Genomic DNA, 25,945 nt, shown 5'->3' with positions numbered 1-25,945 from the left:
TCCCTGCGTCTTTGCAGTTATTTACAAAAATGTTCCTCACCCAAACTGTTCCCCGTCAACGAGAAATTCTTGAAGTATTCCTTCGCAATGGTTGGGACTATATGCGAAGGTTACTCACTGGTGGCAAAGCTGATGAACCACAGTTACCTACACCTGCGGTTTTAAAAAATATCCTGGTAGACTTGGGGCCAGTTTACGTTAAACTTGGACAGCTACTTTCTACCCGTCCAGATTTACTCAGCGCCTCCTACATTGAGGAACTATCAACCTTACAAGACGAAGTACCACCAGTTCCTTGGTCAGAAATAGAAATAATCCTTCGCAAAGAATTAAAACGTCCACTAGCAGAAACCTTCAAGATAGTTAACCCGATCCCCGTAGCGGCGGGATCAATTGCCCAGACACATCGCGCTACATTAGCAGATGGTCGAGAAGTTGCTTTGAAAGTACAACGTCCGGGAATTGATCTGACTATTGCCCAAGATATTGCTTTAATTCAAGGTATTGCCGATTTAGTGGCGCGGACTGAATTTGGGCAAACCTACGAAATCAAATCCATCGCTGAAGAATTCACCAAAGCCCTAGAAGCCGAGTTAGATTTTACACGGGAAGCGGGTTTTACAGACCAACTGCGGCGCAACTTATCTAAAAGTCGCTGGTTTGATCCCACGCAAATAGTGGTTGCAGAGATTAACTGGGAATTGACTACAGAAAAATTACTGGTGATGGAATGGTTAGATGGAGTACCATTCTTGTCGGCAGATTTAAACAATAACAATAATGGTAAAGACCCTGCCGTAGAGCGTAAAGAAATAACTACTTTGTTATTTCGGGTATTTTTTCAGCAACTATATATTGATGGCTTTTTTCACGCCGATCCCCATCCAGGAAACTTGTTTTATCTCACAGATGGGCGGGTTGCTCTCTTAGACTGTGGCATGGTGGGAAGGCTTGATCCCCGCACACAGCAAATATTAACAGAGATGTTATTAGCGATCGTTGATTTAGATGCTCAAAGGTGCGCTCAGTTAACTTTGCAGCTATCAGATTCTGCTCAACCAGTTATTTTGTCGCGGTTAGAAAATGATTACGATCGCATGTTGCGAAAGTATCACAATGTCAGTTTAACGCAAATCAACTTCAGTCAGATAATTTATGAAGTTTTACAAGTTGCGCGTAACAATAAAATTAGATTACCTAGCAATATGGGTTTGTATGCCAAAACCCTAGCAAATTTAGAGGGTGTAGCGCGGACATTCAACCCAGAGCTTAATTTTTTCGATGAAGTTAAACCATTAATTACAGACTTGTTTCGTCGGCAATTATTGGGCGATAATCCAGTGCGATCGCTATTACGGACAGCCTTAGATATTAAAAGTCTCTCTCTCCAATCTCCTCGCCAAATAGAACTGCTATTAGACCGAGTTACCTCAGAAACCTTACAGTGGAATCTCTCGCTGCGGGGTTTAGATGGCGTGCGGCGCACTATGGACGATGCTGCTAACCGACTATCTTTTAGCATACTAGTGGGTTCGCTGATTATGGGTGCAGCAATTATTTCCACCAGAGCGCAGACAAGCCAGCTATCTTTTTTAAGCACCACCCTGTTTGCCGTTGCTAGCTTATTGGGTTTGTGGTTAATTATCAGTACATTGCGATCGGGACGTTTGCGGTAAAGTCTATGTGTTGTGCATAATGCCCACCAAGAAGGGGAAAAGGGGAAGGGGAAAGGGGGAAAGGGCAATACACTAATAAAAGGTATGAAGCCCCTATTTTTAAATATGGAGAATAAAAAAACAAGATTTTTAAGGCACGTAGTGCGATAACTTAGCAGTGTCTATATTTGAAACCCCTGCTTTTAAGTATGGGGTTCCCTTTCCCCTTTCCCCTTTTCCCCTTTCCCTTTCTTCATCACAGTCAATCATGATATGTCACTGCCGAAAATCCCTACTTTCCTATTTGGAACCACAGTAGAAGAATCCAGAAGTCAGAATCAAAAAAACTCTCACTCGCTATCCACTTTATTGGTCAAAATTCAATTCTGTTAGCGGATAGCTAGGGTTTAGTCCATTCTGACTCCTGACTCTTGAATTCTGTTTAGTTAAACACCGATGATTTACGTGTGTCTGTATACATCCGTGGTTCTAATATAAAAAATATGTCAATCATCGTTGCTAAAAATCTGAGTAAATCTTATCCAGTCGCAGTTAAAAGCCCAGGTATTAAAGGAACAATCACCCATCTTTTCCGCCGCACCTACCGCTCAATAAAAGCAGTGCAGGATGTTTCCTTTGAAATCGCCCCTGGTGAGGTAGTGGGTTTTTTGGGGCCAAATGGTGCTGGAAAAACCACCACACTAAAAATGCTCACGGGGCTGATTCATCCCTCTAGCGGTAAAGTCACAGTAGCTGGACAAATTCCGTTTCAGCGTAAAGAAGCATTTTTGCAAAAAATTACCTTGGTGATGGGGCAAAAGCAGCAGCTAATTTGGGACTTACCAGCGCTGGATTCTTTGAGAATTAATGCTGCTGTATACAACATCTCTGATAAAGAGTTTCAAAGGCGGGTAGGAGAATTAACAGAGATGCTTTCCCTAGAAGGCAAACTGACCCAACCGGTACGGAAGCTATCTTTGGGTGAGCGGATGAAGGCAGAATTGCTAGCAGCACTTTTGCATCGTCCCCATGTATTGTTCCTAGATGAACCGACTTTGGGACTAGATGTAAATGCTCAGGTGGCGGTACGCGATTTTTTGCACGACTACAATCAGCGTTATCAGGCTACAGTGCTGTTGACGAGTCACTACATGGCTGATATTACAGCTTTGTGTCAACGAGTGCTGTTGATTCACCAAGGAAGCCTGATGTATGACGGTAGTTTAGATGGACTACTAGAACGTTTTGCTCCTTACCGAGAAGTCCATATAGAATTAGCCCAACCTCTACCAATGGAAAAACTTATGACATACGGGGATGTGCAACTCTTAGAAGGGCGATCGGTGCATTTTATGGTATCTAGAGAGGCGCTTACCCGCACGGTATCTAAGATTTTGACGGATTTGGAGGTAATTGATTTAACTGTTACTGAACCGCCTGTAGAAGAAGTAATTGGACGAGTTTTTCAGGCAGGTGTTGTGTAGCGATCGCTGCCAGAATATAGAGTTGCCGAGGGGAGAATGCACTGTCAATGAAAAAGATGATTAGAAAAGCCCTAACTTTGCTGTCAGTATACTACGCCTATATGGTTGAGTATCGAGCAGAACTAGTTTTATGGGTTTTGGCTGGGTCTTTGCCGATTATCCTCATGGGTATCTGGATACAGGCAGCACAAGGCGGGCAGTTTGGGCTATCACCTGTAGATTTTGCCCGTTACTTTATCACGGTTTTCATCGTTAGACAATTAACAGTTGTTTGGGTAATTTGGGACTTTGAAAAAGAGGTCGTGGAAGGCAAGCTTTCGCCCAAGTTACTACAACCACTCGACCCAGTATGGCATCATGTTGCAGGGCATATTTCTGAAAGATTTGCTAGGCTATCGTTTGCTTTTTTATTAGTGGCATTATTTTTTATTCTTTATCCCCAAGCTTTTTGGGTACCAAGTTTGAGTAGATTTTTGCTGTTTACATTGGCGGTGGTGCTAGCTTTTACTTTGCGGTTTACAATTCAGTACACCTTTGCCATGTTCGCTTTTTGGACAGAACGGGCTAGTGCTTTAGAAAATTTTTGGTTGTTATTTTATCTATTTTTATCTGGTTTGATAGCACCTTTAGAGGTTTTTCCAGAGCCTGTGCGGACAATCGTAATGTTTACGCCTTTTCCGTATTTGATTGATTTTCCTGCGAGTCTTTTGGTAGGGCTACCTGTGGATATAGGGCGAGGATTTTGGTCAATGTTTGGTTGGATATTAGTGTTTTTGGGACTGAATCGCTTCCTTTGGCGTGCGGGTTTGAAGAGGTATTCTGGGATGGGAGCATAAACGATTCATAATTACTAAAGTGGCGATATATTATGATTGACCAAACCTATACACTGATATACTTTGCTATATTTTATAAATTACTTGGTATCGTCCTAAACTTTTCTGCCGTCCCCAAGGAATAATCTTCTAATTTAAAATCAGCAAAAGGTTTATTTTCTAACCTATCCCGTAGTGCTTCATCGAGAATTACACCTGCGGATTTATTTTTCACACCAATAATTATAATACTTCTCTGATATGTAGTTAAATCCTGATTTGCCTGACAATTACTCCGTTGAAATTGTCCTAAATTTAATATTCTATAACCTTTGACACTTAGTGTATTAATAAATAATTTTTTGACTAAAAATTGAATTTGTTTAGAACGTTCTAGAGCCATTCGCTGTTGAACTGCTATATTACCCTTACAAGCAACTGTACCTACAGAGATAATTTCCCTGGGTTCATCCATTATCTTTTGTATCCCTTCTTGTTCTAAGTTCAACTTTAAAAGGTCTATACTAATAATTTCATCATTATATTTAATTTGAAAATTGCTACCTAAAAGCCATTTATATTCTAGTGATAAAACAGCTATATTAAAATCGGCTCTCCTCCCCTGGCTATCTCTACCTTCTTGATAAGAAAAATAATCAATATTACCTCTCTTTTCGGGAGATTGCCCAGAATTTGAATTCACAAGAAATTTTGAGTTTCGCATTGCTAAAGCCACTATACTAAGTAATCCTAATATCACTAGCAAACTTGCAAAAAATTTCAGTAGTGGTACTTCTTCTGGCTCTTTCTGTGGGGATGATAAAGTTTTAGGAATTGGCGGGGACAACTCTTCTGTGTTCAAATCAATTACTAAATTAATATTTTCAGGAGTAGTTTCTGTTAGCTGCGTTTCAACAACAGAGGCAGGAGGAATACTATTTTCTGGTTCCTGCTCCGACAACAGCGAGATTGGCTCTGAATCCTCCACTTCTGCAAGCGGCTCCTCTACTCTGGGGGAACCTGGCGCAACAGGTGGGGGTGAATCCTCATCTGAGCAGAACTTTTTGCTTTCTTCAATGTGTTCTAGGCGCTGCAAAATTTCTTGGGCATTAGCAGGACGCTTTTTTATATCTGCTGCTGTGAGCCAATCAATTAAATTTAATAGTAAGGGTGAGATATCGATGGCGTGATTTTGCCAGTGCAATACATTTTGCTGGACATCATACATATCTAGGGGATGGTGTCCCGTTAGCAAAAATATAAAAGTGCGCCCCAAAGCAAAGAAATCTGATTGCGGTACTGCTTGACCATTCATTTGTTCTGGAGCGCTGTAGCCAGATGACATAAGTGCTGTCATCCCGTCACCATTGCTAAGTTGGTCTGGGTCGGTTCTGTCAATTTCAGTGGCTGTGCCAAAATCAATCAGTACCAAGTCCCCCCAATCCTTCTCAAGGGGGGATCTAATCATGATATTAGATGGCTTAATATCTCGATGCAGGTATTGTTTACGATGCACTAAATCCAAAATTTCCACTAATTGTTTTAGCCAAGCTACAGCTTGGTCTTCGGAAATGGGGCGATTCTGCTGCTGCTCTAGCCACTGTACTAAGTTGTACCCGTCGATTTTTTCCATTGCAATGCAATGCAACACTAAACCATGTCGGGTTTGATACTGGAAGTAACTATCTTCTTTAGGAATGCCGGGATGGTTGAGTTGTTCCAGCACAGTTACTTCTTGCTGAAATAGTTCTACTGCTCTGGCGTTACCTGATAAATCCTCTTTGAGTATTTTGAGGATTTTAGGAGTATCTTGTTCGTATGCTTCATAAACTTTACTAAACCCTGTTTTGTCACTCAACAGGCACGTCACCCGATAACGTCCTAGCAATTCCAAATGGGAACCACAACTTTGACAAAAGCGGTTTTGTTCATTATTTGGATGATTTGGTGTAGGGCAAACGGGATTGATACAAAGGCTCATGAGTGGCTTATCCGTACTTTAACAGTTATCAGCAGGACTTACGCAAACAATAGCCAAAACCCTTATTTTCAGCTAGGGGCAATTCATGTAGACGCAAAGCGGCTAATCTACGAGTTTTCCAACGGATTACCCGCAGGATATTACCCCTACAGCATTGTAGTTTGGTGTAAGTCCTAATTAGTTATCAATAATCACTAAACGCTGATGACTGATAACTAATAACTGATTTAAGGGGAGCGCAGATGCGTAGCCGCTTATCGCTAAACATCCTTCCTATTCATTCTTCTGTTGCCGGATGATAATCCCGTCTAATAATAATGATATTTTCTATCTGTGTTCTGCCAAAAAAGCTGCAACAGTTTGGTTAAATGCCTCTGGTTGTGTCAAAAACGGCCAGTGATTGCCAGGAACTTGGCAGATGCGTAGTTTTTTGAGATAGGTTTTGTAGGGCTGGATTTGCCAATCTTGGCGATTAAGTCCTTGTTCTGGTTGGACAAAGAGCGCTTGGATATCAAGGGGGATTGTAAAACCAGGCACTTGCATAACTGCTTCAAAAATCCCGTCGCGGGCGGCGATAGTAAATTTGCTACCCCAATTACCATCGGGTTTTTCTTCTATTCCTGCTTGGAAAACTTGCTGCTGCAAGGAACTCCATCCTTGATATTGCTTTAACTGCCGTGCTTGTTGTTCGGCTTCTTCATGACTGGCAAAGGGGCCCATGCTTTTGAGAAAAGGTAAGAAGCGATACAACATCGGAAAAGTTAGCCTGAGAAGGCTGGGCATTTTCCAGATGAAAATGGGATCGACGAGAATTATACTCCGCAAACGCTTTGGGTTTTGCCTTGCCCAGATAGCGGCTAATTTACCTGTCCACGAATGACTTACAATCTGGGCAGATGTCCATCCTAGATGATCCATAAGTGCTTCGAGGTCTGCGATCGCACTTTCAAAAGTATAATCTCTCTCAGGCTTAGTACTTTCGCCATGTCCGCGCATATCTGGTGCGACTATGTGGTAGTCTGCTGCTAAGTCATCTCCTAAGCTAGACCACACTAAAGCATGGTCGCCTAAACCATGTAACAGCAGCAAGGGTTCTTGACCTTGGTTCCACTCTAAGTAAGAAAGTTGGATATCAGGCTTTGATAAAGTTTGACGTACAGGCATCATTGCACATCCACCAATGAAGAGATAGTTTCGCGTTTATATAGTACTGCGAAACATGATGGAGGGTAGGGAGAGATGAGACTTGACAGCTATAACCAAGGCTTGTAAGTTATTCCCAATCTCAACTTTTTTCATAAGTCAATTTTCCTGGATGCGATCGCGTATTTGGAGTCAGAGTAGTTAAATCGTCTATATTGCGTTTCATTGTGGCACAAATCGCATCTAGAGGTAAGTCGTTAGGATCATAACCAAAGGGGTTTTCTATCTCCAAGCCGATTGCTTCAATCCCAAATACTGTAAAACCAACTAAAGCCGCAATTAAACCTGTCCACCAACCCAGACTTTCCACTATTTGAAATGGTAGCAGGAAACAATATAGTAACAATAATTGCTTAAGATGAATGGCGTAAGCTAATGGCATAGGTGTTTTTAAAATCCGTTCACAAGCACCTAAATTATCTACAAGATTATTCAATAATTCTTGCATAGATGTTAACTGGTAGCTATTAAGGCAATTGCGGTGATACTGCTCTTGTAAATAATCTCCTATCCAAAATGCAACTTCTATGGGGGGATTATTCATAATCTTCAATTTTCTATACTTAGTAGATGGCATTAAATCTTCTAACTCGCTATTGACTGCTTCTCCTCGCAAATGTAATTTAGTTGTCACAGCAAAAGCTACCAATAAATTTAATGCTGTAATTTTATTGTCTTTATCTTCTGGAGCTATTTCGTCAATAGATACCCAAATTTGCCGGGCCAGATTTCGGATGTTATTTACTAAAGAACCCCAGCATTTTCTCCCTTCCCAAAATCGCTCATAAGCAGTATTGGTGCGAAATACCAGTAATAAACCTAAAACAATACTAGGAATAACACTTCCTAAAATCGGTTGGGATACAGGCAGTTCAAAATGGTAAAGAAGAGAAATCAAAAATCCGAAAGCTCCGCAGAATAAAATATGTTTGTAGATTGCTTTCATGACCGAACCTTTAAATTGCAATGTTGTACGTAGCCATGTAATTTTTTCGGCTGTCATGCAGTCACCCTAAGATAATATTTAGCAAATCGATAGATTAAATATCGATACTTTAAAAATAATAACTATATAAATAGCAAAATTGGCAAATAGGATACTTTAAAAAGTTATCTTGATAAAGAACATGATCTGCTGGCGATACAGCACTTCTAGCAGCTATGAGGTACATCCTAAAAGCTGAAAGCAATGATAGGAGATGGGCAAGGAGAAAACTATATTGCATAATAGCCGGAAGCGCTGTAATGATTGTATTCTAGCTTCTGTTATACAATATCGAGTCCGGTTAAATATTTATCATTAGGACTAATGTAAAGAGTTTTTGTCAGCGATTAAGCGACCATTATTTGACACTCCCCGCTTCTATTGAGACGGGGATTCTTGGTTCCCTGACTCGCCGTTAGAGGGCAGGCTTGCGCCAACCGCCCAAGAGGGCAAATCTCCCCAAGCGTAGCTTCCGGTGGGGCACACCGTAGTTAATCCACGTTTCAGAATATTGATACTGGTATTCACGTCTCTATCTTCTACATAGTAGCAATGAGGTCGCTGTCTGACTCGTTCAATTGTTGAGACACTAATAATTTAAAACCGAAGCGATCGCCTGATCTATCCAACCCCCTTCTTCATGGTTAGTATCTGCCAGCAGTAATACACGCGCATGATTTATTTTATACGCAAAATTCTTACCTGTTGTGACCAATCTTTCTAAGTATGCTTTCTCTTCAGATGTTAGAGATACTATGTATTTTTTCTTCGGCATCACATCTAAATTGAAAAAGGGTATCTATAGATTACCCTGTCCGTGTATCACTCAATTATTTATTGACAGACTACTACTGTGATTCAATAATTCGTGGGAAAAAATAACCACTACCTCTTGCTGTGATAATCAACTCTGGTAAGTTGGGGTCATCTTCTACCTTTGTCCGCAATCGGGAGATATGCACATCTACTACACGGGTGTCTAAATGAAGTCCTGGTACGCAACCCCACAATAGCTGCAACATTTCTAATCGGGAAAAAACTTTTCCAGAATTGTTTACCAATAACTCTAGCAAGCTAAATTCCACACCTGTCAGGCGAATGCGTTGCTCATTTTTATAGACTTGCCGCTTATTTGTATCAATTTTGAGATTGCCCACACGAATTATCGTGGAATTAGGAGTGGTATTGACACTAGTTTTGTGGAAGCATCGCCTTAGTATGCAGGCAATCCGAGCTTCTAACTCCTTGGGAGAGAAAGGCTTTGTCATGTAGTCATCAGCACCTAATTCTAGCCCAGTAATCCTATCGGCTACGTTTCCCAAGGCTGTAAGCATAATAATTGGTACATCTGATTCTTTCCGTAATTCTTGGCATACACCGTAGCCATCGAGCTTTGGCATCATCACATCCAAAACTATTAAGTCAGGAGTGGATACACGAAAAGTTGACAAAGCTTCTTCACCATCGCTAGCTGTGACGACATCATAGCCAATCATGGAAAGACGCGTCTCTAAAATCCGACGTATGCTCGCTTCGTCGTCTACTACCAGGATTTTTCCTTTATGACCTGACAAGTTTCTCAATGCTCCTTTACAGCGAGAACTCTTAACCCTCTATTATCAGGCTTGATTGAGTCTAAAACACAAAACGGCCTTGGACTTACTCTAAAGCAGTAGTGTAAATTCCTCAAAGCATTTGTGCAAAATTATGCTAAGGCATCTGTACCCAAATAGAGATTTGTACTCGATTAAGAAATTCCTCAGCAGGGGACTCGTATTTTCCATAGATTTAGTGTATCTTGTTTATTCCGTGCAATTATTAACACTCATTTCACCCACGACTTTTTACAACTCTGTTGTCATCTGACTTTTCAGCTAATGGCTTTGATATTCAGTGAATGAAAACTTTTAATTAATAAATATGAAGATCATCAAAAAATCTGAAACGCTGACCCTGAAGAAAATGATGGAAATCCAAGACGCTGAAGACCAAAATCTTCAAGCTGATACCGTCAATTTTTCACCCCCTGTGGTTGATGAGCAACCAGTAGCGATTCCAGAGCCGAGAGAACCTGACTACATTCCATTGCGCGATAATCCCATAGTCCAATCTGTTGGCAATTCTGGCTGGCAAATTTCTGATATTTGGCGGGATATCCGCGTAGATGATTTTTGTAATTTTGGATAACTGTCAACTGTGCTTGTTGAAACTGCTATAAAGCTTTTAATGTATCGGTAATTTGTCAACCTCAAGACTTTAAGGTAATTCCGAATTTATCTTTGATTTTGACTTGGATTGATTGGATCTATAGGTGGTTTATTGTTTTACAATTTTCAACCATCTTTTAGTCAAGTTAACTGTATTTCTGGTGGGATCGCCCGACTCAAAACTAGCAATTATTTACAATATCCATTCAATACTGTTTTGAGACAGATTATGGCTTGGGCATCTTGCCCGTTAAAAGACGGGCGAGATACCTATACTTGTTCTATTCCAAATAAAGGATTGCATACGTCTCCCGACTTTCAATACTATTGGATGTGACAGCTCACTCTAGCGTTACAACTTCCTTCTAACCGCTTATACACGCGTAATCGATGAATGCTTCTGTGGGGGCTAGATTCGTAGGATAGCCATAGTTATGTGGGTAAAAGATGCTTACTTTTAGTTTAGGCGATCGCAAATATTAGAGACTAAGCCTACTTATTCCTTATTTCCAGCATTTTCGACAGTGCTGACTCTGAGGAATGTAACCATATAAATTACACGAGTCAATATTATTCCTCATGGTCTTGAAGTGAACCAAGGCTTATGCAAAACTTGAGATCCTTCGCTTCTAGCCTACTTTTAAGGAATTGATCAATGGCGCGTCTAGCCCTGCTGAGTGTATCTAACAAAACTGGTATAATTGACCTAGCCCGTAGCTTGGTTGAAGAATTTGACTTTGATTTAATCAGCAGTGGGGGAACAGCCCAAGCACTCAAAGATGCAGGACTCCCTGTCACCAAAGTTGCAGATTACACAGGTTCTCCAGAAATTTTAGGTGGTCGAGTCAAAACGCTACATCCCCGGATTCATGGCGGAATTTTGGCACGGCGAGATGTTCCCCAAGATATTACAGATTTAGAAAATAACCAAATTCGCCCGATTGATTTAGTGGTGGTGAATCTATATCCCTTTGAGGAAACGATCGCTAAACCAGGGGTAACATTATTAGAAGCTGTTGAACAAATTGATATCGGTGGCCCTGCTATGCTGCGGGCATCATCGAAAAACTTCGCCCATCTCGCTGTATTATGCGACCCGGCACAGTATGACGAGTATTTAGAGGAATTGCGCCAAAATAACGGCGTAGCATCCCTAGAGTTTCGGCAAAAGGCAGCATTAAAAGGATTTTCGCATACTGCTAGTTACGATCAAGCGATCGCATCTTATCTCGCAGATGCACAACAATACACCCTTAGCGGCACACAATTGCAATCTCTGCGTTACGGTGAGAATCCCCATCAACCCGCCACCTGGTATCAAACTGGGACTACCCCAACGGGATGGACATCTGCGACAAAACTCCAAGGCAAAGAACTTAGTTACAATAACTTAGTTGATTTAGAAGCCGCACGCCGAATTATTGCTGAATTCACAGATACTCCAGCCGCAACGATTATCAAACATACAAATCCCTGTGGTACGGCATTGGGAAGTACTATTTTCGAAGCGTATCAAAAAGCTTTTAATGCTGATTCTACTTCTGCTTTTGGTGGGATTGTCGCACTTAACCGTTCAATTGATGCGGCTACGGCTAGCGAGTTAACTAAAACATTTCTAGAATGTGTGGTTGCACCAAGTTGTGATGCGGAAGCCCAAGAAATCTTGGCAAAGAAATCTAACGTGCGGGTTTTGACTCTAGCTGATTTGAGCAGAGGCCCTAAGGATACAGTGAAAGCGATCGCAGGTGGTTTCCTCGTTCAAGCTAGCGATGATGTAATTGCTGATACTAGCCAATGGCAAGTAGTCACTGAACGTCAAGCCACTGACAGCGAATTAGCCGAATTACTGTTTGCTTGGAAAGTTTGCAAACACGTGAAATCTAATGCCATTGTTATAACTAGCGATCACACTACAATAGGAGTAGGTGGTGGTCAAATGAACCGCGTCGGATCAGTTAAAATTGCCCTAGAACAAGCTGGAGAAAAAGCCAAAGGTGCAATACTCGCCAGCGATGGATTCTTCCCCTTCGATGATTCTGTGAGAACAGCCGCAGCCGCAGGAATTACAGCCATTGTTCAACCAGGGGGAAGTCTGCGCGATAAAGATTCAATCAAAGCTGCTAACGAACTGGGTTTGCTGATGGTTTTAACTGGTGTACGTCACTTTTTACACTAAATTATTGCTTACCAGGTGTGCAGTTGAGAAAGTGTCATACAATATACTTTCTTTATAATTGAATTCGTGATATCTTTTACTTGTGTGTGAGGAGCAAGTTAAAAATAAAAAGCGTTTGGGGTGGAAACACGGCAACACTCCCAAGCGCTTTTTAATTGGTCAGAAATTGGATTGCTTGTGCAGTTTTAAAAATGTCACTCAATATACTTGCCATTAAATAGAAGTAGTGATATGGTTTATTTGTGTGTGAGGAGCAAGTTGAGAATAAAAAATGCCTGGGGTGGAAACACGGCAACACTCCCGGGCATTTTTTAATTTGTATATAAAAATTGGATTGTTGGTACAGTTTTAAAAGTGTCACTGACTTTAATCGCCTTTTCATTGAACCAGTGATAGTATTTAGCTGTGTGAGGAGCAAGTTAAAAATAAAGAGCGCCTGGGGTGGAAACACGGCAACACTCCCAGGCGTTTTTTAATTGGTATGTAAAAACCAGCACTTGCAGATCCTCTGGAATTATAATCAGCTACAGTCTAAAATCCAGTAAACCTCACACCCAATCAGAAATTCAGGTGCAAATCAATCGGCTGACTGAACAAATTCAATTCATCATCGAAATTGATCGATTGAAGCAGGTAATGCGGCAAACCCTACTTATGGATGGGTCACGCCGAGAAAATAGTGCAGAACACTCTTGGCATTTAGCTGTAATGGCGATCGCCTTAGTAGATTATGCCCCAGACGGTGTTGATATATTCCATGCCATCAAAATGCTGCTAATCCACGATTTGGTAGAAATTGATGCAGGTGACACCTTTTGTTACGATGTGCAGGGTAACGACAGCAAAGCAGTAAGAGAAGCACAAGCAGCATTGCGTTTATTCGGACTTTTGCCAGCAGACCAAGATAGTGAGTTGCGTTTACTCTGGGATGAGTTTGAAGCAGGAGAAACACCCACCGCCAAATTTGCCGCAGCCTTAGACCGTATACAGCCTTTGCTGCATAATCAGCAAACTCAGGGCGGGACTTGGCGTATTCATGGCATTAGCCGCAATCAGGTGATGAAACGGGTTGCACTAGTAGAAACAGGTACGCCAAAACTGTGGCCCTTTGTCCTTCAATTGATTGATGATTGTGTGACAGCAGGATATCTTAAAGATGATGCTGCCCTAGGGAAAACGCACCTTATTTACTAATAAAAACTAAGAGGAATTTCAAAATGATATAGATAATTGTAAAATGATAAATAAAGCAAATGATGCATTTCAGAAAATCATGAATTAGCTTATCTGAAGCTGAATTGCTATTTATTATTACTAAAATAGCTCAAAATTCGAGTCTATAAAACTATGTTTATCAGCAAAGAAGAGACACTTCTCCTAAAAATTCAAATTCCACTTTTGATATATGAGTTTAAGCTAATGCTAAAACTCTTGCTAAATAATTGTTATCCATCGCAGCGAGAAACTGTTTATTTTTAATTCCACGTTTAATACGCTTCTCTTGATTTAAAAGATTGACTGCAATATGTCTGAGAATTGCAAAATTCTGTGGAGCATTATCTTTCCTAATCCGACAGTCATCTTCCCTCAAGGCGACATCTAATACCCAATGTAATGAATTCTCAATTCCCCAATGACTGCGAATAGAATTACCGAACTGTCTAGCATTTGACTCGAGGCTACTGATAAAATAATGAATTTCAACCGTTGTTTCACCATTTAATGAACGGACGGATTCTACCATCCCAACACTGCTAAATTTTGACCAGACTAAATCTGGATCAAGTTGTGACCTAATTCCAGTTAACATTACGTAATTGCGAATTTCATGACGACCATGCCCTGTTTCTTCTGTTTTATATGTGCTATGCTCAATTCCTTCAAAACTCGTGCTTATCCCTGTTTTAAATAGTTTTTCAACTGAGTCATAAAGATTACCTTGGTTCTTTTTTAATGTGATTACATAATCTGCGTACAGCCATACAGTTCAATCGCCACCCAACTGTCCGCCCCACATATCACCGCACAAATGGCAATAGTCAAAATATCAATTAACTTGTGTCGCTTCGTGCGATCTATTCGTGGATCTGACATCTGTGCAAAGTGGTCAGCAATTGTAATTTTGGGCTTGAGTTTCACGCAAACTGGGTCAATATTGTTACTTTTACAATGACTTTATCATCAATGCCCCATTGCTTATTCTTCATACCACATGCGTAGGCGAAGCCCGCCGTAGGCATCGCTGCCTTTATCCTTTTTAGTATCTATGTACTATATTTAGATGCGTTTGCCCTGGATGCTGCCCTAATTACTCAAGATTTTCGCGCTGAGAATTGTTAGCTTTTTCCTAAGCCTAAGTGTATGGGTTCTAAAATCGTTTCTTCAACCATTTCATCTATAGATTTTGGGTTACGGAGGTGAACTCACAACCGAGATTTCTCACAAACTCTAAAAAAAACGGGGCTAAAAACCGTTAGGATATATATATAGCAAGCATTTCAACAGTTTTAAATATGAATCGACCACCAAGGTGATCGATATCAAAACAGTTCAGATTTGAACAGCCAAAGTCAAGTCCCAGCCGTAGTTAATTTGAATGGGGGACAGGTAACATCTGATGCACCAATTTTGCTTAATTGCTGAAATAGATAGAAAACTGCAAATTAAATCACGGTTAGCAGCATCCGTGAGAGGTTAGAACAAAGTGTTTTTTGTCAATCAGTTAAAATACTCAAAAAATCTTAAACAAGAATGATAATCGTGTTGAGGGTAGGGGAGGAGGTGAGCGTCGCTCACCTCCTCCCCCACCTATATTTGTATTGATTTGGTAACTCGCTTACCTGTCGAAGTTTGGTTTCACACTAATCCCGCAGCATCAGACACTAATTTTGAAGCGGCATTACTAAATTTACTGCCTGCTAAAACTCTGATTTTACTTGACAGAGGTTTTTATCATTTTCAATTTTTGCAACAACTTATTAACCAAGAAGTTCATTTTGTTACACGTTTAAAAGTTAAAGCATCTATTAAATACTTAAAGATTTTTAGCTATGACCATTCGCTTAAAGACCGATTAATTCAACTTGGTACTATTCGTCGTGGCGCACCAGTACTGACTTTACGTCTAATTGAAATAAAAGTCGGTAAAACTAGCTATTCTTACATTACTTCTGTCCTAGACCCGCAAATATTACCTCCCTACGTTGTTGCTGACTTATATCGGAAAAGATGGAGGATTGAAGAAGCTTTCTATGTGGTCAAACGTTTATTGGGACTTTCGTATTTATGGACTGGTTCTATTAATGGTGTGAAGTTACAAGTGTGGGCAACTTGGCTCTTTTATGCAGTATTGGTTGACTTGGGAGATGCGGTTGCAGACGAATTATCTCTGCCATTTGACCGCATTTCTTTAGAGATGATTTTTCGTGGTTTATATCATTTTAGCGTCGCCTATGACAAAGGTAAGGCGGATGACCCAATTCAGTACTTCGCTGCCAAAGAAAATCAAGATTTAGGAGTAGTTAAAGCCCTGCGAAAACCAGTCTCCAAGCTGGATTTATCGCCTTTTCCCGCACCCTCTTGACAAAAGTGCAATCACTCTAACCTCTCACTGATGAGGCTAGTTAAAGGTTTGCCCCGCCAGTTGGTCGTAATGTGACAGAACATCCGATGTTCAATTTTGTTCCACTTGCTGGTACCAGGAGGAAAATGACTTACGTGAATGGTTAAACCAGTTTCATCAGCCAAATCTTGCAATCGCAATTTCCACAGTTTAGTACGATAGCCATTAGAGCCACCACAGTCGGCGGTGAGAAGTAGATGTTTACTATCTGGGTACAAAGGTTGACCCATCTTAAACCACCAGTGACGGATAGATTCAACGGCAAATTCAGATGTATCGTGGTCAATGCCAACACTCACCCAACCTTTATTCAACGTGAGGTCGTAAATCCCATAAGGAATCGCTTTTCCTAATTTTGGGTCAACGAAATCATGTATTCGTACTTCCACTGGTTGTTCAGATGGTTGCCATTCTTGTCCAGGATTTTTAAACTCACCAATGAGTTCCTTCTTTTTTGTATCCACTGAAATCGCCGGTTGACCCCCGGATTTCTCACAAGTACGAAAAAATCATTGAGATGAGTAAAATTTAGGAAAATATATTTTATACATCAGTGGATTCAATTCAGAAACCGAAGATAATCACGTATTATCCGAGTCTTTAAAGATAAATAAAAGACAAATAAAACGAAAAATACTGAAGTAAAAACACAGAGGAGCATAACAGTACCCATGATAATAAGGGTTAAATAATACTTCTTCTTGATGACCATGCACCAGATCATCAGTTACATCTAAATCTATAGTTATTTGTCGTGGTGGTGAAGAATATGATTCTAAAAATATTTCCACCAATAGTGTTTCTATAGCCTCTGCATTATGTTCAATTCGATGATATCGACTATCAGCTCTTGAAGATACATTTTCTGGACAGTGTTCGATCCGATTCAAAGTACTTTTTCCTGCAAGAACTGGTAGTTCTTTCTTCTTTCCAACTATTTTTCCTAGTGCCAGAGCAAACATTGGGTCGTGACGTAGTTCCTCGTGGTCATTTAAGTCTTCATAACCCATTATCAAACCATATATTCTCTGCCCGATTAGACTTTTTACTGAATGATCAACTCTATTCATATTTCGGTAATCTTTGAAACATCTTGCTAATCGCGATGTAATTCCTCTTTTCCGGTCTAGCTCCGCAATTAAAGTTAACCCTGCATCTGATGTTACAGTCTCAGCCTTGAAATTAACTACGACTGGACATGACTTTACTTGTTCAAATTTGAACTGTTCCGGTATACAATCTGTTTTCTGAGGGGTCATGCTTAAAACTGCTGAAATTCATGTGCAATAGATATTTTGGCAGTTTTTAACTCCTCTTTTCTCCAGCTTCGTGAGAAATCCGGGTATTGTCAACCTATTATGCTGGCAACATTATCTACGTTTGAGATGTAAAGAAACATGGACTATTTTTTTTAGGCTATCGGGAACACCAGGATAATGACCTTCGGCAATTTCTTCAAAAATCTTTAATAAAGAGCCTGGATAAATCATCATTATTGATAAGTCGTATTTAATAAGACAGGTAAAAACCGCTAATTCTTCGAGTAAATACCTAGATGACAATTCTACATAAAAATCAAAATTTTCAGTATTTTGTTTAAAATGACGAAGTACAAACTCCTTCACAGAAGATTTAACTGAATTGGCAAATTTCTCATCTTGTCTAATGAGATTCTGTAATTGTTCATAATACTTAAGATAATCTTCTGATTGTTGTATTTCTGAGCAAAAGATTACATTAAAAATACAGGTGGCGATGTAATTATCAAAAACATAACTTGCATTGTCTACGTACTGTCTTCCTTGAATAAGTGCCTTGTTAAGTGCTTGTTTTTCTTTTAAATCTTGATTGATTTGTAGAGTAATTCTATGTATGCTATCACCAATCAAAACAGTGCATTTTTTAAAATGTTTACTAATCCAATCCGTCATTCCTACTAATTTTGCTATTGAAAAATTTTCACTTTCTAAACTTATCCCTAAAAAACAATGTTCATATCTGCCAAGTTCATGTCTAGCAACTTGTGGGATAACTGCTGCAATCTCTACCTGATATTTTGGTCTAGTCAAAAATATTATTCCCTTTTGAGGATTGACTATTTTTTCAAAATCAGCGTACTTCATTCTGACCAAATGAGCATAAGAATAAGCGTAAAATGCAACCTCTTGGTTTTTAGCTAAATCTTGCCACCAAAAAACCTCCATATTGTAAAGTTCTCCGAAGGGAGGAAGTGTACCAAATTTGCAATAGGGAAATAAATTCTCAAATTCTTCCTGCTTAATTAATCTAACTTTGTTTGTATCTAAAGCTGCTTGGAGAGAGCCGACATTGACTTGTAAACTCTCTGGTAAAAGAATCACAGCTATTTTTTTTCTCGTCAATTTCTACTAATAGAGCCTCAATTAAATCCATCCCTAACTTATGTTGATATATCGTAAGTTCTTGCGATGTATGAGCAGGTGAATAATGAATTGTTTTGTATTTAATTTGGTGAAAGTCGAGGCATTCTTGAAGTTGCTGAATAGACATAAATAAAATAGGGTGATTGATTAAGAAAATAAATTTTGAAATATCAACTTATATAACAAAAACAAAATTTAACCTAGGAAGAACTATCTGTGTTGTCACACACCTTTAAATCTTTTCGATTATGAGAATAATTGGCAAAATAGCCCTTGAGCCAGTTACACCCCAGGGCGAACGCACGGGATTTCTGAAACCCTTGCTGGGCAAGGATCTTGATGAAAAAATAGGCTAAATTAAAAAACGCCAAAACCCTTGCTATTAAAGGATTCTTATACTTTAGATGCGTTTGCCCTGAGTTACACCCTCTTGCCAAAAGACGCTCAAAACTTTCAATTGACCATAGCCGAACAGTTCCATTTACAGAAGTTGTGGCTAGCATTTGCCCATCGGGGCTAAAACTGACACTATAAACCGCTCCCTCATGCAATACCTTTGCCAATTTACGAGGGTTCAACGCCTGTAGAAACGTTATGAATCCGTCCCAAAGAAGTAATCTTGGCAAAAATCTGGGTTAATAAAATAGGCTCAGGCATTTCCGGAAGCATTTTTAAGATTTCACGGACATATCGAAAACCACGATAATGAGTCTTCAGGTCAATAATGCCAGAGTCGGGATTAAGGAGACGAAAATCCAAGAGAAGATGATGGGACAAGTTGACCATGAAAAATGCTAAATTAACAGCATTAGTCACAGCAGTTTGGCTTAAGTTCATGAAATCTTCCAGTCCCCAAAACTGCTTGGCATCACGGAAATTAAACTCGATTTGGAAGCGCAATTTGTAGTAATCTATTATTTTTTCGTAGGACAACTTTAGGTCACTAGAAAATAGAATTACATGACTACGAGCATGAGTTTTAAGATTAATTTTAACTAAAATAACTACATTTAGTGCTTGGGCAAATTCCTTGTGAAGGAGAGTGCATTGATAAACATCAGTTTGAATTTCATCCTCTATGCTACTTTTACGCAAATACTTATCAGGTATGTTATGGTAGTCAATCTTATCACCGTATTTACGACGAGAGCGTTTATGGGAGTCAGGATGTTGATATGGGATATACAATGCAGAATCGTGGCGCAACTTAGAAATTATGTGTAAGTTAACAAGACGTGCCATCTGCAAAGCATTATTGTTACCAAAATGCCCATCTAGCACTAAGTAAGTAAGCGGCACAAATCCAGCTAATAATTTGAACAGCGAATTAATCATCTTTTGAATTCGCACTAATTCAGATGTTAAAATCACCTCGGCTTTATTCTTATTCTTACTTCCTTTTGGTCGTCCACGCTTACGTTTTTCTTTAGGCTTTATTTCTGAGGCTAATGTTGAACTACTTTTTTCTACATCGCTCTTAATCACCTGTTCTATTTGAATGGGAAATGAGTGCCTTTGTTCAACACTTACTAATGATAATGTAAAGAAAGACAGTCCTAATATCGGTTTACTTACTAGGCTGGAAAAGAATCTATCCAAACCATAAGTTTTTTTACCTGATTTACTCACTACAACTTCATCTCCTGCAAGCAAATACACCTCATTTGCACGGAATAAATGCTTACGGAAAAATAGCCAAAACAACGTCGCCCAAGGTATTACTGTCTGAAAGAATCTTAATATCGTCCGATAACTACCACCAGTGCCTGCCCAACGCGAGATTCCCAACATCGTGACTCGCCCGCTCATCGTTAACATAGCCAGGATTATTTGGTTAAATTGCCGCATTGTTGTCGCGTTGATCTGCGGTAGCAGGCATTGTAGCAGTGATAAGATATCAGGCATGGGCTGCTTGTAGTGTTTGATTTATCGTTGTGAGAGACAATAAATCTACTACGAAATGCCCTACCTCTTCATACTCTTATTTTGGCAATGGTATTGATAACTGATATTAATATCAAATACTGCATATATTAGATATGGATATCGCAAAGTCAATGCGTTTAGGTGGCAAAATTATTCATGCAAATGAATGCAATTTTTCTTCCTACGACGATCTTAAGTTGCGTTGTTATGTATGCGGAGAGCCTGTTCGTCCAGGGCAAACGCATCTAAAGTATAAGAATCCTTTAATAGCAAGGGTTTTGGCGTTTTTTAATTTAGCCTATTTTTTCATCAAGATCCTTGCCCAGCAAGGGTTTCAGAAATCCCGTGCGTTCGCCCTGCCTGTTCGTCTCAAAAAGGGTGAGTATAGAAAACCTCATTTTGCTCATTTTCGAGGTACAGACCCAAAACAAGTGGAACAATGTGAATTGAGAGCTTCATCTTATGGTAACAAAACAGAAATTAGTAGTTTCATTCAGGATAGAGGACAAAGGCTAGAGATATTTCAACAGCACTTCATAAGTATGATTTCTGTTGGGGAAGAAAAGATTGTTGAGGATGTAGAATTCCACAACTGGATTGATTCAATCAAACGTGACAATAATCAAGCAATTAATAAGGTTAGCAAAGACTGTATAGAATATTTTCTAACTCATCAGACAGAAATGGAGATATCCTGTGTTTATCTCACAGAGGATCAACCTTTACTTCAACAACAAATAGCTTTGGAAGCGATTGACTACTTGTGTGTCAAGTCTAGCTTGCAGTTGCTACAGTATTTGGTGCATTATAGTATGTACAAACTGTACGAGCATAAACAATACAAGTTATTTAAACAAAAAATTACGACAAAACATATAGCTAATATTTGTCAATATACAGCTAAATTAATTATGCTAACCCCTTGGATAGAGGTTATAAATAATACTAAAAACACACAATTGTTAACTATTAATACTTCGCAGTTACTTGAATCAAAACTAGTATCAGTTATCAAGCGTAACTGGTATGCGCTATTTGTAGGCTACGGGAAAGAACAATCAGTTGTTAAAACCATAGTAGAACAATTGAAAATCAATGCTGTGCCTGATTTCAAGCACAACGTTGATAGCGGGTTGATCCCATCTACGTTTTTGCTTTCCAATGCCATCTTAGATATAGCATATCCCCATGAGTTCGACATGGGAGATAATGTGATAGTAGAAAATAATAAGTCGTATCTGTTCATCGAAATAGATGACTTAGGTAAAAATCTTTTCTATAACATCATTGAACCATTCTTCAAAAGTATAAATGACGTTATTGGGTTTGTAGGGTTACAACTGCGATCGCCAGTACGCCTCAAGCAGCAATACAGTAAGCAGGGTCGCTCTATATTGCGATTCTACAATGATAAAATCACCGTACCTGTCAATATGACATCCGGTGATTACGAACGCCTACATCGGTCAAACAGCAGTGTATCTGTGTTTGAGAAATCAGATTATGCAGCAGGGGAACCTGTTTGGTTAGTGACTAGCGCCAAACACAAAGCAAAATATTGGGTGGTCAAAGCATTAGACCACGATATGTATCAGATCCGCACCAAAAAGGGATTTAAATTCCCTGCATCTGCTACCATGTTACGCAAATTTGACGGATAGGTGATCGTTAATTAACTAATGGTTGAGGGTGGCAGAACTACCGTTATCAATGAGTTAATCACTCAGACACCTACAAAACTTTTGGAGACTAAATATATAATGGCTAGCACATACTTTGTAGCTCCATCCTCAGAGCAAGCGATCGCTGTAGCCCAAAATGTAGGAAGGCTCAATCAGGAGATAGCGATCCTCATTCGTGAGACTGCAACTAAAAACAATACAAAACAAGAGATATTTTACTTTATCGCTAGTAAGTCAGGCGATCTCATTCACTTCAAGAATGAGAAAAAACTACTTAAGGAATTAACGATCGATCTAGAGTACGGAATAAAGTTTGACCCCAAAGACAAGAATGGTAAATTGCAATTCAACCTAGTGTTGCTGCTAGGTGAAATAAGCAGATATGCTCACATGATTAACACTTCACTGGGCTTGACTTGGCTGCACGTAGCTTTTGAGGTTTACAGCAAAGTATACGCTAGGGGAATATCTGCCACTGAATACGAAGTAGTTAAGGCTAGTCTACAAGATTGGATGGATGCTATCAACAGCAATTACCTGTTGCCAGAACAAAAGTTAGAGATTGGTAGTTGGTTACTGAATACTAGTAGAATAGGTAATCGACTGAATATAAGCCATCGTAAAACGTTAGAAAACTTTGTCAAGTCATTAGAACCCGTTGTTACACCACAAGTAAAAACCACAGTAGCACACACAGTAGAAACTAATGAATTAACTGAAGTTACACCATAGTTACCCGATCCGGTAGCTGCTATTGTGTCATTATGAATATGCAGCAAGTAGAGGGTCAACTGGAATTCCGTCTGACCTCGAATGGGGGAATTTGTCAAACAGAGCAAAGACAAAATTAGCCAAAGAGAACAATTACTGGGGTTGTATCCGCATCAAAACTGATGGACAAAATGAGTTTCGTGGCACATACATTCACAGAACGATAGCAGTTGCATTCGCTCAATGGTGTAGTGCCAGATTTGCTTTGTGGGCATCTGATCAAATCCGCCAATTGACTCTGTATGGTAAATTTATTGTCAGCAAAAAAGAGTTTGATAAGTTTACAGCATACAAGAATAAAGGTCGCACCACCCTTTTTCTACCAACTACACCAGTTGACGAAACAGACCTGCAATATCGGATCAACAATTGGGTTAATCTGTGTGTAGACAATAACCGCTTCAACATGGAGATACCGCTTCTTGGTAATGAAGACGAGGTGCGACGGATTGATTTTATTCAAAGTAATCCGCGTAATGTTGTCGCGTATGAGTTGAAGAAAAATAAGGTTACGGTATCAGATATCAGTAAAACGATCGCTTACAAACAATACTTCCACATTCTTCAGAAGCATTACAATCGTCCTGTTAAACTAATTTTTCTATCTCCACAAGTAGTAAAAATTGATTTTGTCTACAGCGCTCACGATCTAACAATTGTCATCATTTGTGAGTTCGATGGTAAAGTTTTGTCAACAAAAGTATTCTGTTGACTTGTTATTTTTATATCTGTTTATTTTCTATGTGGTGTTGGGTGAATTTTGCGTAGTTGGATAACAGGTTGCTCTGATTGCGCCCCAGGGCGAACGCACGGGATTTCTGAAACCCTTGCTGGGCAAGGATCTTGATGAAAAAATAGGCTAAATTAAAAAACGCCAAAACCCTTGCTATTAAAGGATTCTTATACTTTAGATGCGTTTGCCCTGGATTGCGCCCTACTTATTTTTTCTACCTTCAATTGTGATTAGTTGAATATATTGTAACCATGCAAGTTTACCTAGAGTATCAACATTGTAATACTAGAGCTATGAATTGATATATAAATGTATAGTCTGGAAGGTGTAGTATTGTTGTAAATGTATAGTAAATACTTTCATTCATCTTGTCACCACTTACTCTATCTAACATTAAATTTTATAAATCGTACACACTCTACATAACAGAGCTAATAGAAGGCTTACAACACTAGAATCAAACTTACACAGTGTAGTGTTTGATTTTACATAAAGTCATGGAAGTGGGATTCACAATTAAAAGTATTATAAGTAGCTTTACTCAGGCATTTTATAAGTAATAGTAGCTAGTCTGATAATAATGAGTACTAGCGTCAATTAAATATGGAATTTGACATTGATATTAATCAAATTAACACCACAGAGCGACATTCTTTAGAAACCAAGTTAGACTTACAAATCACATTTCCTGCCATTGAGTACGGAACAATTGATAAAAAAAGTGGACAGGCTAGACAAAAGCGAGTGTTTGTTAGCTGTAAGTACTTTACTGAGGTTAACCCGGATGAGAAAACAGCGATCCGGTTCTCATTTATGACTACTCAACCGTGCAAGATTGAAAGTAGAACCAAGAATACAGACGGTAAATACATCAAAATTGCTAGTGAAACTTATGTTCCCGCTATTGTTTACTCATTAGGGTATGACTTCAGTTTGACAGTAGAAACATATAGTAATCTATTGTTTCCTAAAGGTGGACATCTAGTTGAGTACACTACAGTACAACGTCGTTATCAGCTAGCTAGATTAATGGAAGTCATGGTAGATAACGGACAGATAAACTTTCTAGAAACTTACCTAGATAGTAAGGGTAAAACAAGAGTCTTGCAAGCGTATGATGATCGCATACTCTTGTTACTTGCACTGAAGCGTCGTTCTCACCTTGCTATTAACGACGGCAACGATCTAAAGACATTGAAACAACGGTATCAACCGATCTCTAATGTGATTGTGTTAGAAGCTTTTATAGAAGCATATCAGACAGCTAACGAGCGATCATTAGTGATGCCTAACACAACTTTGGATGTCTACAATCGTTATGCTATCGGCAAACTAGCAGAAATACAGAATGCAATCGTTAACGATAGTAAAGCAGATGATACGGCGATCGCTAACGACAGCAATGATTAGTGGTTGAGTCAACTGTATAACGATGGTTACACTAAAACACTCGTTAACAAGCTAGCTAAGGTCAAGAAAGTTATCATTAACGAGCTAGCTAACGCATACGGTCATAAGTGTGACATTGAAAACGATTTAATCAACCTCAAGTAACACTCAAGTCAACATAAGTTAGTTTATGAGGTAAATATCAATAGTTACCTTTTTTGTCAACTTATCACACTACTAGATAAAAGATAATTATGGTAGATTTGTCAGATTTTGGGGCGATCGCTGGCAAGGCAGTTACCAATACTGCCACTGTAGCTAAACCACAGGTATCAACCAAAGTTAAACCGAAGTTAACTATTGATACTAAAATCAGCAAAGCTATACTACCTGCCTCTGTAAGCCTTTGTAAAGTGTGACATGAAGCGATTGTGGCATCATTACATGAAACTCAAAACAGAGGTATTACAGCCTGATACAGCTACGTTCTCTAATCTGTTAGGCGTTTATAAGGTTATCAGATAGTTTATTAACTAATTAATAAGATAAGCTTATGTTTGCAGTCATCAATGATAAGTTTATCTCAACCCAAGTAGTCACCCCTATTTGGTTGTTTTAGGGGTACATTGGATTGAAGTGAGAGAAAACTGAGAGAAAAAACAAATACTTAAAAAGTGGGTGACGAGGGATTTGAACCCGCAACCAATAGATTAAGAGTCTACTGCTCTACCGTTGAGCTAGTCACCCACACGAACAACTATCATAGCACAACTTCTGAGAATTTAGCTAGTGATACGCCCAAAAAACGAATTAAAGGGGGAATTTGATGGTGAAGGTAGTTTGACCGGCTCCACTCTCTACATAAATTGAGCCGCCTAAATGTCTGACCATTTTCTGCACTAATGCTAATTCCA

Annotated in this window: 19 protein-coding genes, 1 tRNA gene and 4 pseudogenes; 12 read left to right on the top strand and 12 right to left on the bottom strand. The window is 39.3% G+C overall.

Going from position 1 to position 25,945, the window contains the following annotated elements:
* Nucleotides 1-29 precede the first annotated feature (29 nt).
* The 3 genes from FD724_RS14190 (at nucleotide 30) to FD724_RS14180 (ending at nucleotide 3,975) form a co-directional block, all read left to right on the top strand.
* Complete coding sequence (locus FD724_RS14190; RefSeq protein WP_179073061.1) at nucleotides 30-1,676, top strand: AarF/ABC1/UbiB kinase family protein; 1,647 nt, start codon at nucleotides 30-32, stop codon at nucleotides 1,674-1,676.
* A 482-nt stretch (nucleotides 1,677-2,158) separates the two neighbouring features.
* Nucleotides 2,159-3,139: an ATP-binding cassette domain-containing protein gene (locus FD724_RS14185; RefSeq protein WP_179073060.1), complete on the top strand. Its 981-nt coding sequence runs from the start codon at nucleotides 2,159-2,161 to the stop codon at nucleotides 3,137-3,139.
* 47 nt (nucleotides 3,140-3,186) lie between these two features.
* On the top strand, nucleotides 3,187-3,975 hold the full coding sequence (locus FD724_RS14180; protein WP_179073059.1) for an ABC-2 family transporter protein: 789 nt from the start codon (nucleotides 3,187-3,189) through the stop codon (nucleotides 3,973-3,975).
* 73 nt (nucleotides 3,976-4,048) lie between these two features.
* On the opposite strand, the gene FD724_RS14175 is transcribed toward FD724_RS14180, so the two are convergent.
* From FD724_RS14175 to rpaB, 5 genes and pseudogenes are all read right to left on the bottom strand, one after another.
* A complete protein-coding gene (locus tag FD724_RS14175; protein ID WP_179073058.1) occupies nucleotides 4,049-5,935 on the bottom strand; it encodes a serine/threonine-protein kinase in 1,887 nt (628 codons plus the stop codon).
* Nucleotides 5,936-6,262: 327 nt separating this feature from the next.
* Entirely contained in the window at nucleotides 6,263-7,099 is an 837-nt protein-coding gene (locus FD724_RS14170) for an alpha/beta fold hydrolase (RefSeq protein WP_179075513.1), read from the bottom strand.
* Nucleotides 7,100-7,220: 121 nt separating this feature from the next.
* On the bottom strand, nucleotides 7,221-8,141 hold the full coding sequence (locus FD724_RS14165; RefSeq protein WP_179073057.1) for a bestrophin family protein: 921 nt from the start codon (nucleotides 8,139-8,141) through the stop codon (nucleotides 7,221-7,223).
* Nucleotides 8,142-8,681: 540 nt separating this feature from the next.
* Nucleotides 8,682-8,898, bottom strand: a pseudogene (locus FD724_RS14160) (IS630 family transposase); the annotation flags it as partial.
* A 73-nt stretch (nucleotides 8,899-8,971) separates the two neighbouring features.
* On the bottom strand, nucleotides 8,972-9,697 hold the full coding sequence (rpaB, locus tag FD724_RS14155) for a response regulator transcription factor RpaB (RefSeq protein WP_012412533.1): 726 nt from the start codon (nucleotides 9,695-9,697) through the stop codon (nucleotides 8,972-8,974).
* A 346-nt stretch (nucleotides 9,698-10,043) separates the two neighbouring features.
* Here rpaB and FD724_RS14150 point away from each other — a divergent pair, with 346 nt between their 5' ends.
* From FD724_RS14150 to FD724_RS14140, 3 genes are all read left to right on the top strand, one after another.
* Nucleotides 10,044-10,310 carry a hypothetical protein gene (locus FD724_RS14150; protein ID WP_179073055.1) on the top strand — a complete coding sequence of 89 codons (267 nt, stop codon included), beginning with the start codon at nucleotides 10,044-10,046 and terminating at the stop codon, nucleotides 10,308-10,310.
* 675 nt (nucleotides 10,311-10,985) lie between these two features.
* The gene (purH, locus tag FD724_RS14145; RefSeq protein WP_179073054.1) at nucleotides 10,986-12,506 is read left to right on the top strand and encodes a bifunctional phosphoribosylaminoimidazolecarboxamide formyltransferase/IMP cyclohydrolase; all 1,521 of its coding nucleotides are present in this window, start codon (nucleotides 10,986-10,988) and stop codon (nucleotides 12,504-12,506) included.
* 570 nt (nucleotides 12,507-13,076) lie between these two features.
* Complete coding sequence (locus FD724_RS14140) at nucleotides 13,077-13,700, top strand: HD family hydrolase (protein ID WP_179075512.1); 624 nt, start codon at nucleotides 13,077-13,079, stop codon at nucleotides 13,698-13,700.
* Between the two features lie 217 nt (nucleotides 13,701-13,917).
* Here FD724_RS14140 and FD724_RS14135 read toward each other — a convergent pair.
* Nucleotides 13,918-14,645: pseudogene (locus tag FD724_RS14135) on the bottom strand (ISAs1 family transposase).
* A 679-nt stretch (nucleotides 14,646-15,324) separates the two neighbouring features.
* On the opposite strand from FD724_RS14135, the pseudogene FD724_RS14130 reads away from it, so the two are divergent.
* Nucleotides 15,325-16,077, top strand: a pseudogene (locus tag FD724_RS14130) (transposase); the annotation flags it as partial.
* Nucleotides 16,078-16,124: 47 nt separating this feature from the next.
* On the opposite strand, the pseudogene FD724_RS14125 reads toward FD724_RS14130, so the two are convergent.
* The 5 genes and pseudogenes from FD724_RS14125 to FD724_RS14105 form a co-directional block, all read right to left on the bottom strand.
* Nucleotides 16,125-16,607, bottom strand: a pseudogene (locus FD724_RS14125) (ISAzo13 family transposase); the annotation flags it as partial.
* Nucleotides 16,608-16,709: 102 nt separating this feature from the next.
* Complete coding sequence (locus FD724_RS14120; RefSeq protein WP_256874558.1) at nucleotides 16,710-17,387, bottom strand: transposase; 678 nt, start codon at nucleotides 17,385-17,387, stop codon at nucleotides 16,710-16,712.
* A gap of 111 nt (nucleotides 17,388-17,498) precedes the next feature.
* Nucleotides 17,499-18,488, bottom strand: a complete 990-nt coding sequence (locus tag FD724_RS14115) for a tRNA-dependent cyclodipeptide synthase (RefSeq protein ID WP_179073052.1) — start codon at nucleotides 18,486-18,488, stop codon at nucleotides 17,499-17,501.
* Between the two features lie 242 nt (nucleotides 18,489-18,730).
* Nucleotides 18,731-19,081, bottom strand: a complete 351-nt coding sequence (locus tag FD724_RS42075; RefSeq protein ID WP_372726525.1) for a WD40 repeat domain-containing protein — start codon at nucleotides 19,079-19,081, stop codon at nucleotides 18,731-18,733.
* Nucleotides 19,082-19,094: 13 nt separating this feature from the next.
* Entirely contained in the window at nucleotides 19,095-20,435 is a 1,341-nt protein-coding gene (locus tag FD724_RS14105; RefSeq protein WP_179071337.1) for a transposase, read from the bottom strand.
* Between the two features lie 134 nt (nucleotides 20,436-20,569).
* Between FD724_RS14105 and FD724_RS14100 the strand changes: the two genes are divergently transcribed.
* From FD724_RS14100 to FD724_RS14080, 5 genes are all read left to right on the top strand, one after another.
* A complete protein-coding gene (locus FD724_RS14100) occupies nucleotides 20,570-22,117 on the top strand; it encodes a hypothetical protein (protein ID WP_179073050.1) in 1,548 nt (515 codons plus the stop codon).
* Nucleotides 22,118-22,216: 99 nt separating this feature from the next.
* Nucleotides 22,217-22,870, top strand: coding sequence for a hypothetical protein (locus tag FD724_RS14095; protein ID WP_179073049.1), 654 nt, complete (start codon nucleotides 22,217-22,219; stop codon nucleotides 22,868-22,870).
* Between the two features lie 91 nt (nucleotides 22,871-22,961).
* A complete protein-coding gene (locus FD724_RS14090) occupies nucleotides 22,962-23,621 on the top strand; it encodes a KilA-N domain-containing protein (protein ID WP_179073048.1) in 660 nt (219 codons plus the stop codon).
* Between the two features lie 624 nt (nucleotides 23,622-24,245).
* Nucleotides 24,246-25,052: a hypothetical protein gene (locus tag FD724_RS14085; protein ID WP_179073047.1), complete on the top strand. Its 807-nt coding sequence runs from the start codon at nucleotides 24,246-24,248 to the stop codon at nucleotides 25,050-25,052.
* Nucleotides 25,053-25,285: 233 nt separating this feature from the next.
* A complete protein-coding gene (locus FD724_RS14080; RefSeq protein ID WP_179073046.1) occupies nucleotides 25,286-25,450 on the top strand; it encodes a hypothetical protein in 165 nt (54 codons plus the stop codon).
* A 256-nt stretch (nucleotides 25,451-25,706) separates the two neighbouring features.
* Here FD724_RS14080 and FD724_RS14075 read toward each other — a convergent pair.
* Nucleotides 25,707-25,778, bottom strand: a tRNA-Lys gene (locus tag FD724_RS14075).
* Nucleotides 25,779-25,945 lie beyond the last annotated feature (167 nt).

It is taken from the genome of Nostoc sp. C057, from assembly GCF_013393925.1.
GTDB classification, from domain to species: domain Bacteria; phylum Cyanobacteriota; class Cyanobacteriia; order Cyanobacteriales; family Nostocaceae; genus Nostoc; species Nostoc muscorum_A.
This window is presented reverse-complemented; position numbering and strand designations above follow the sequence as displayed.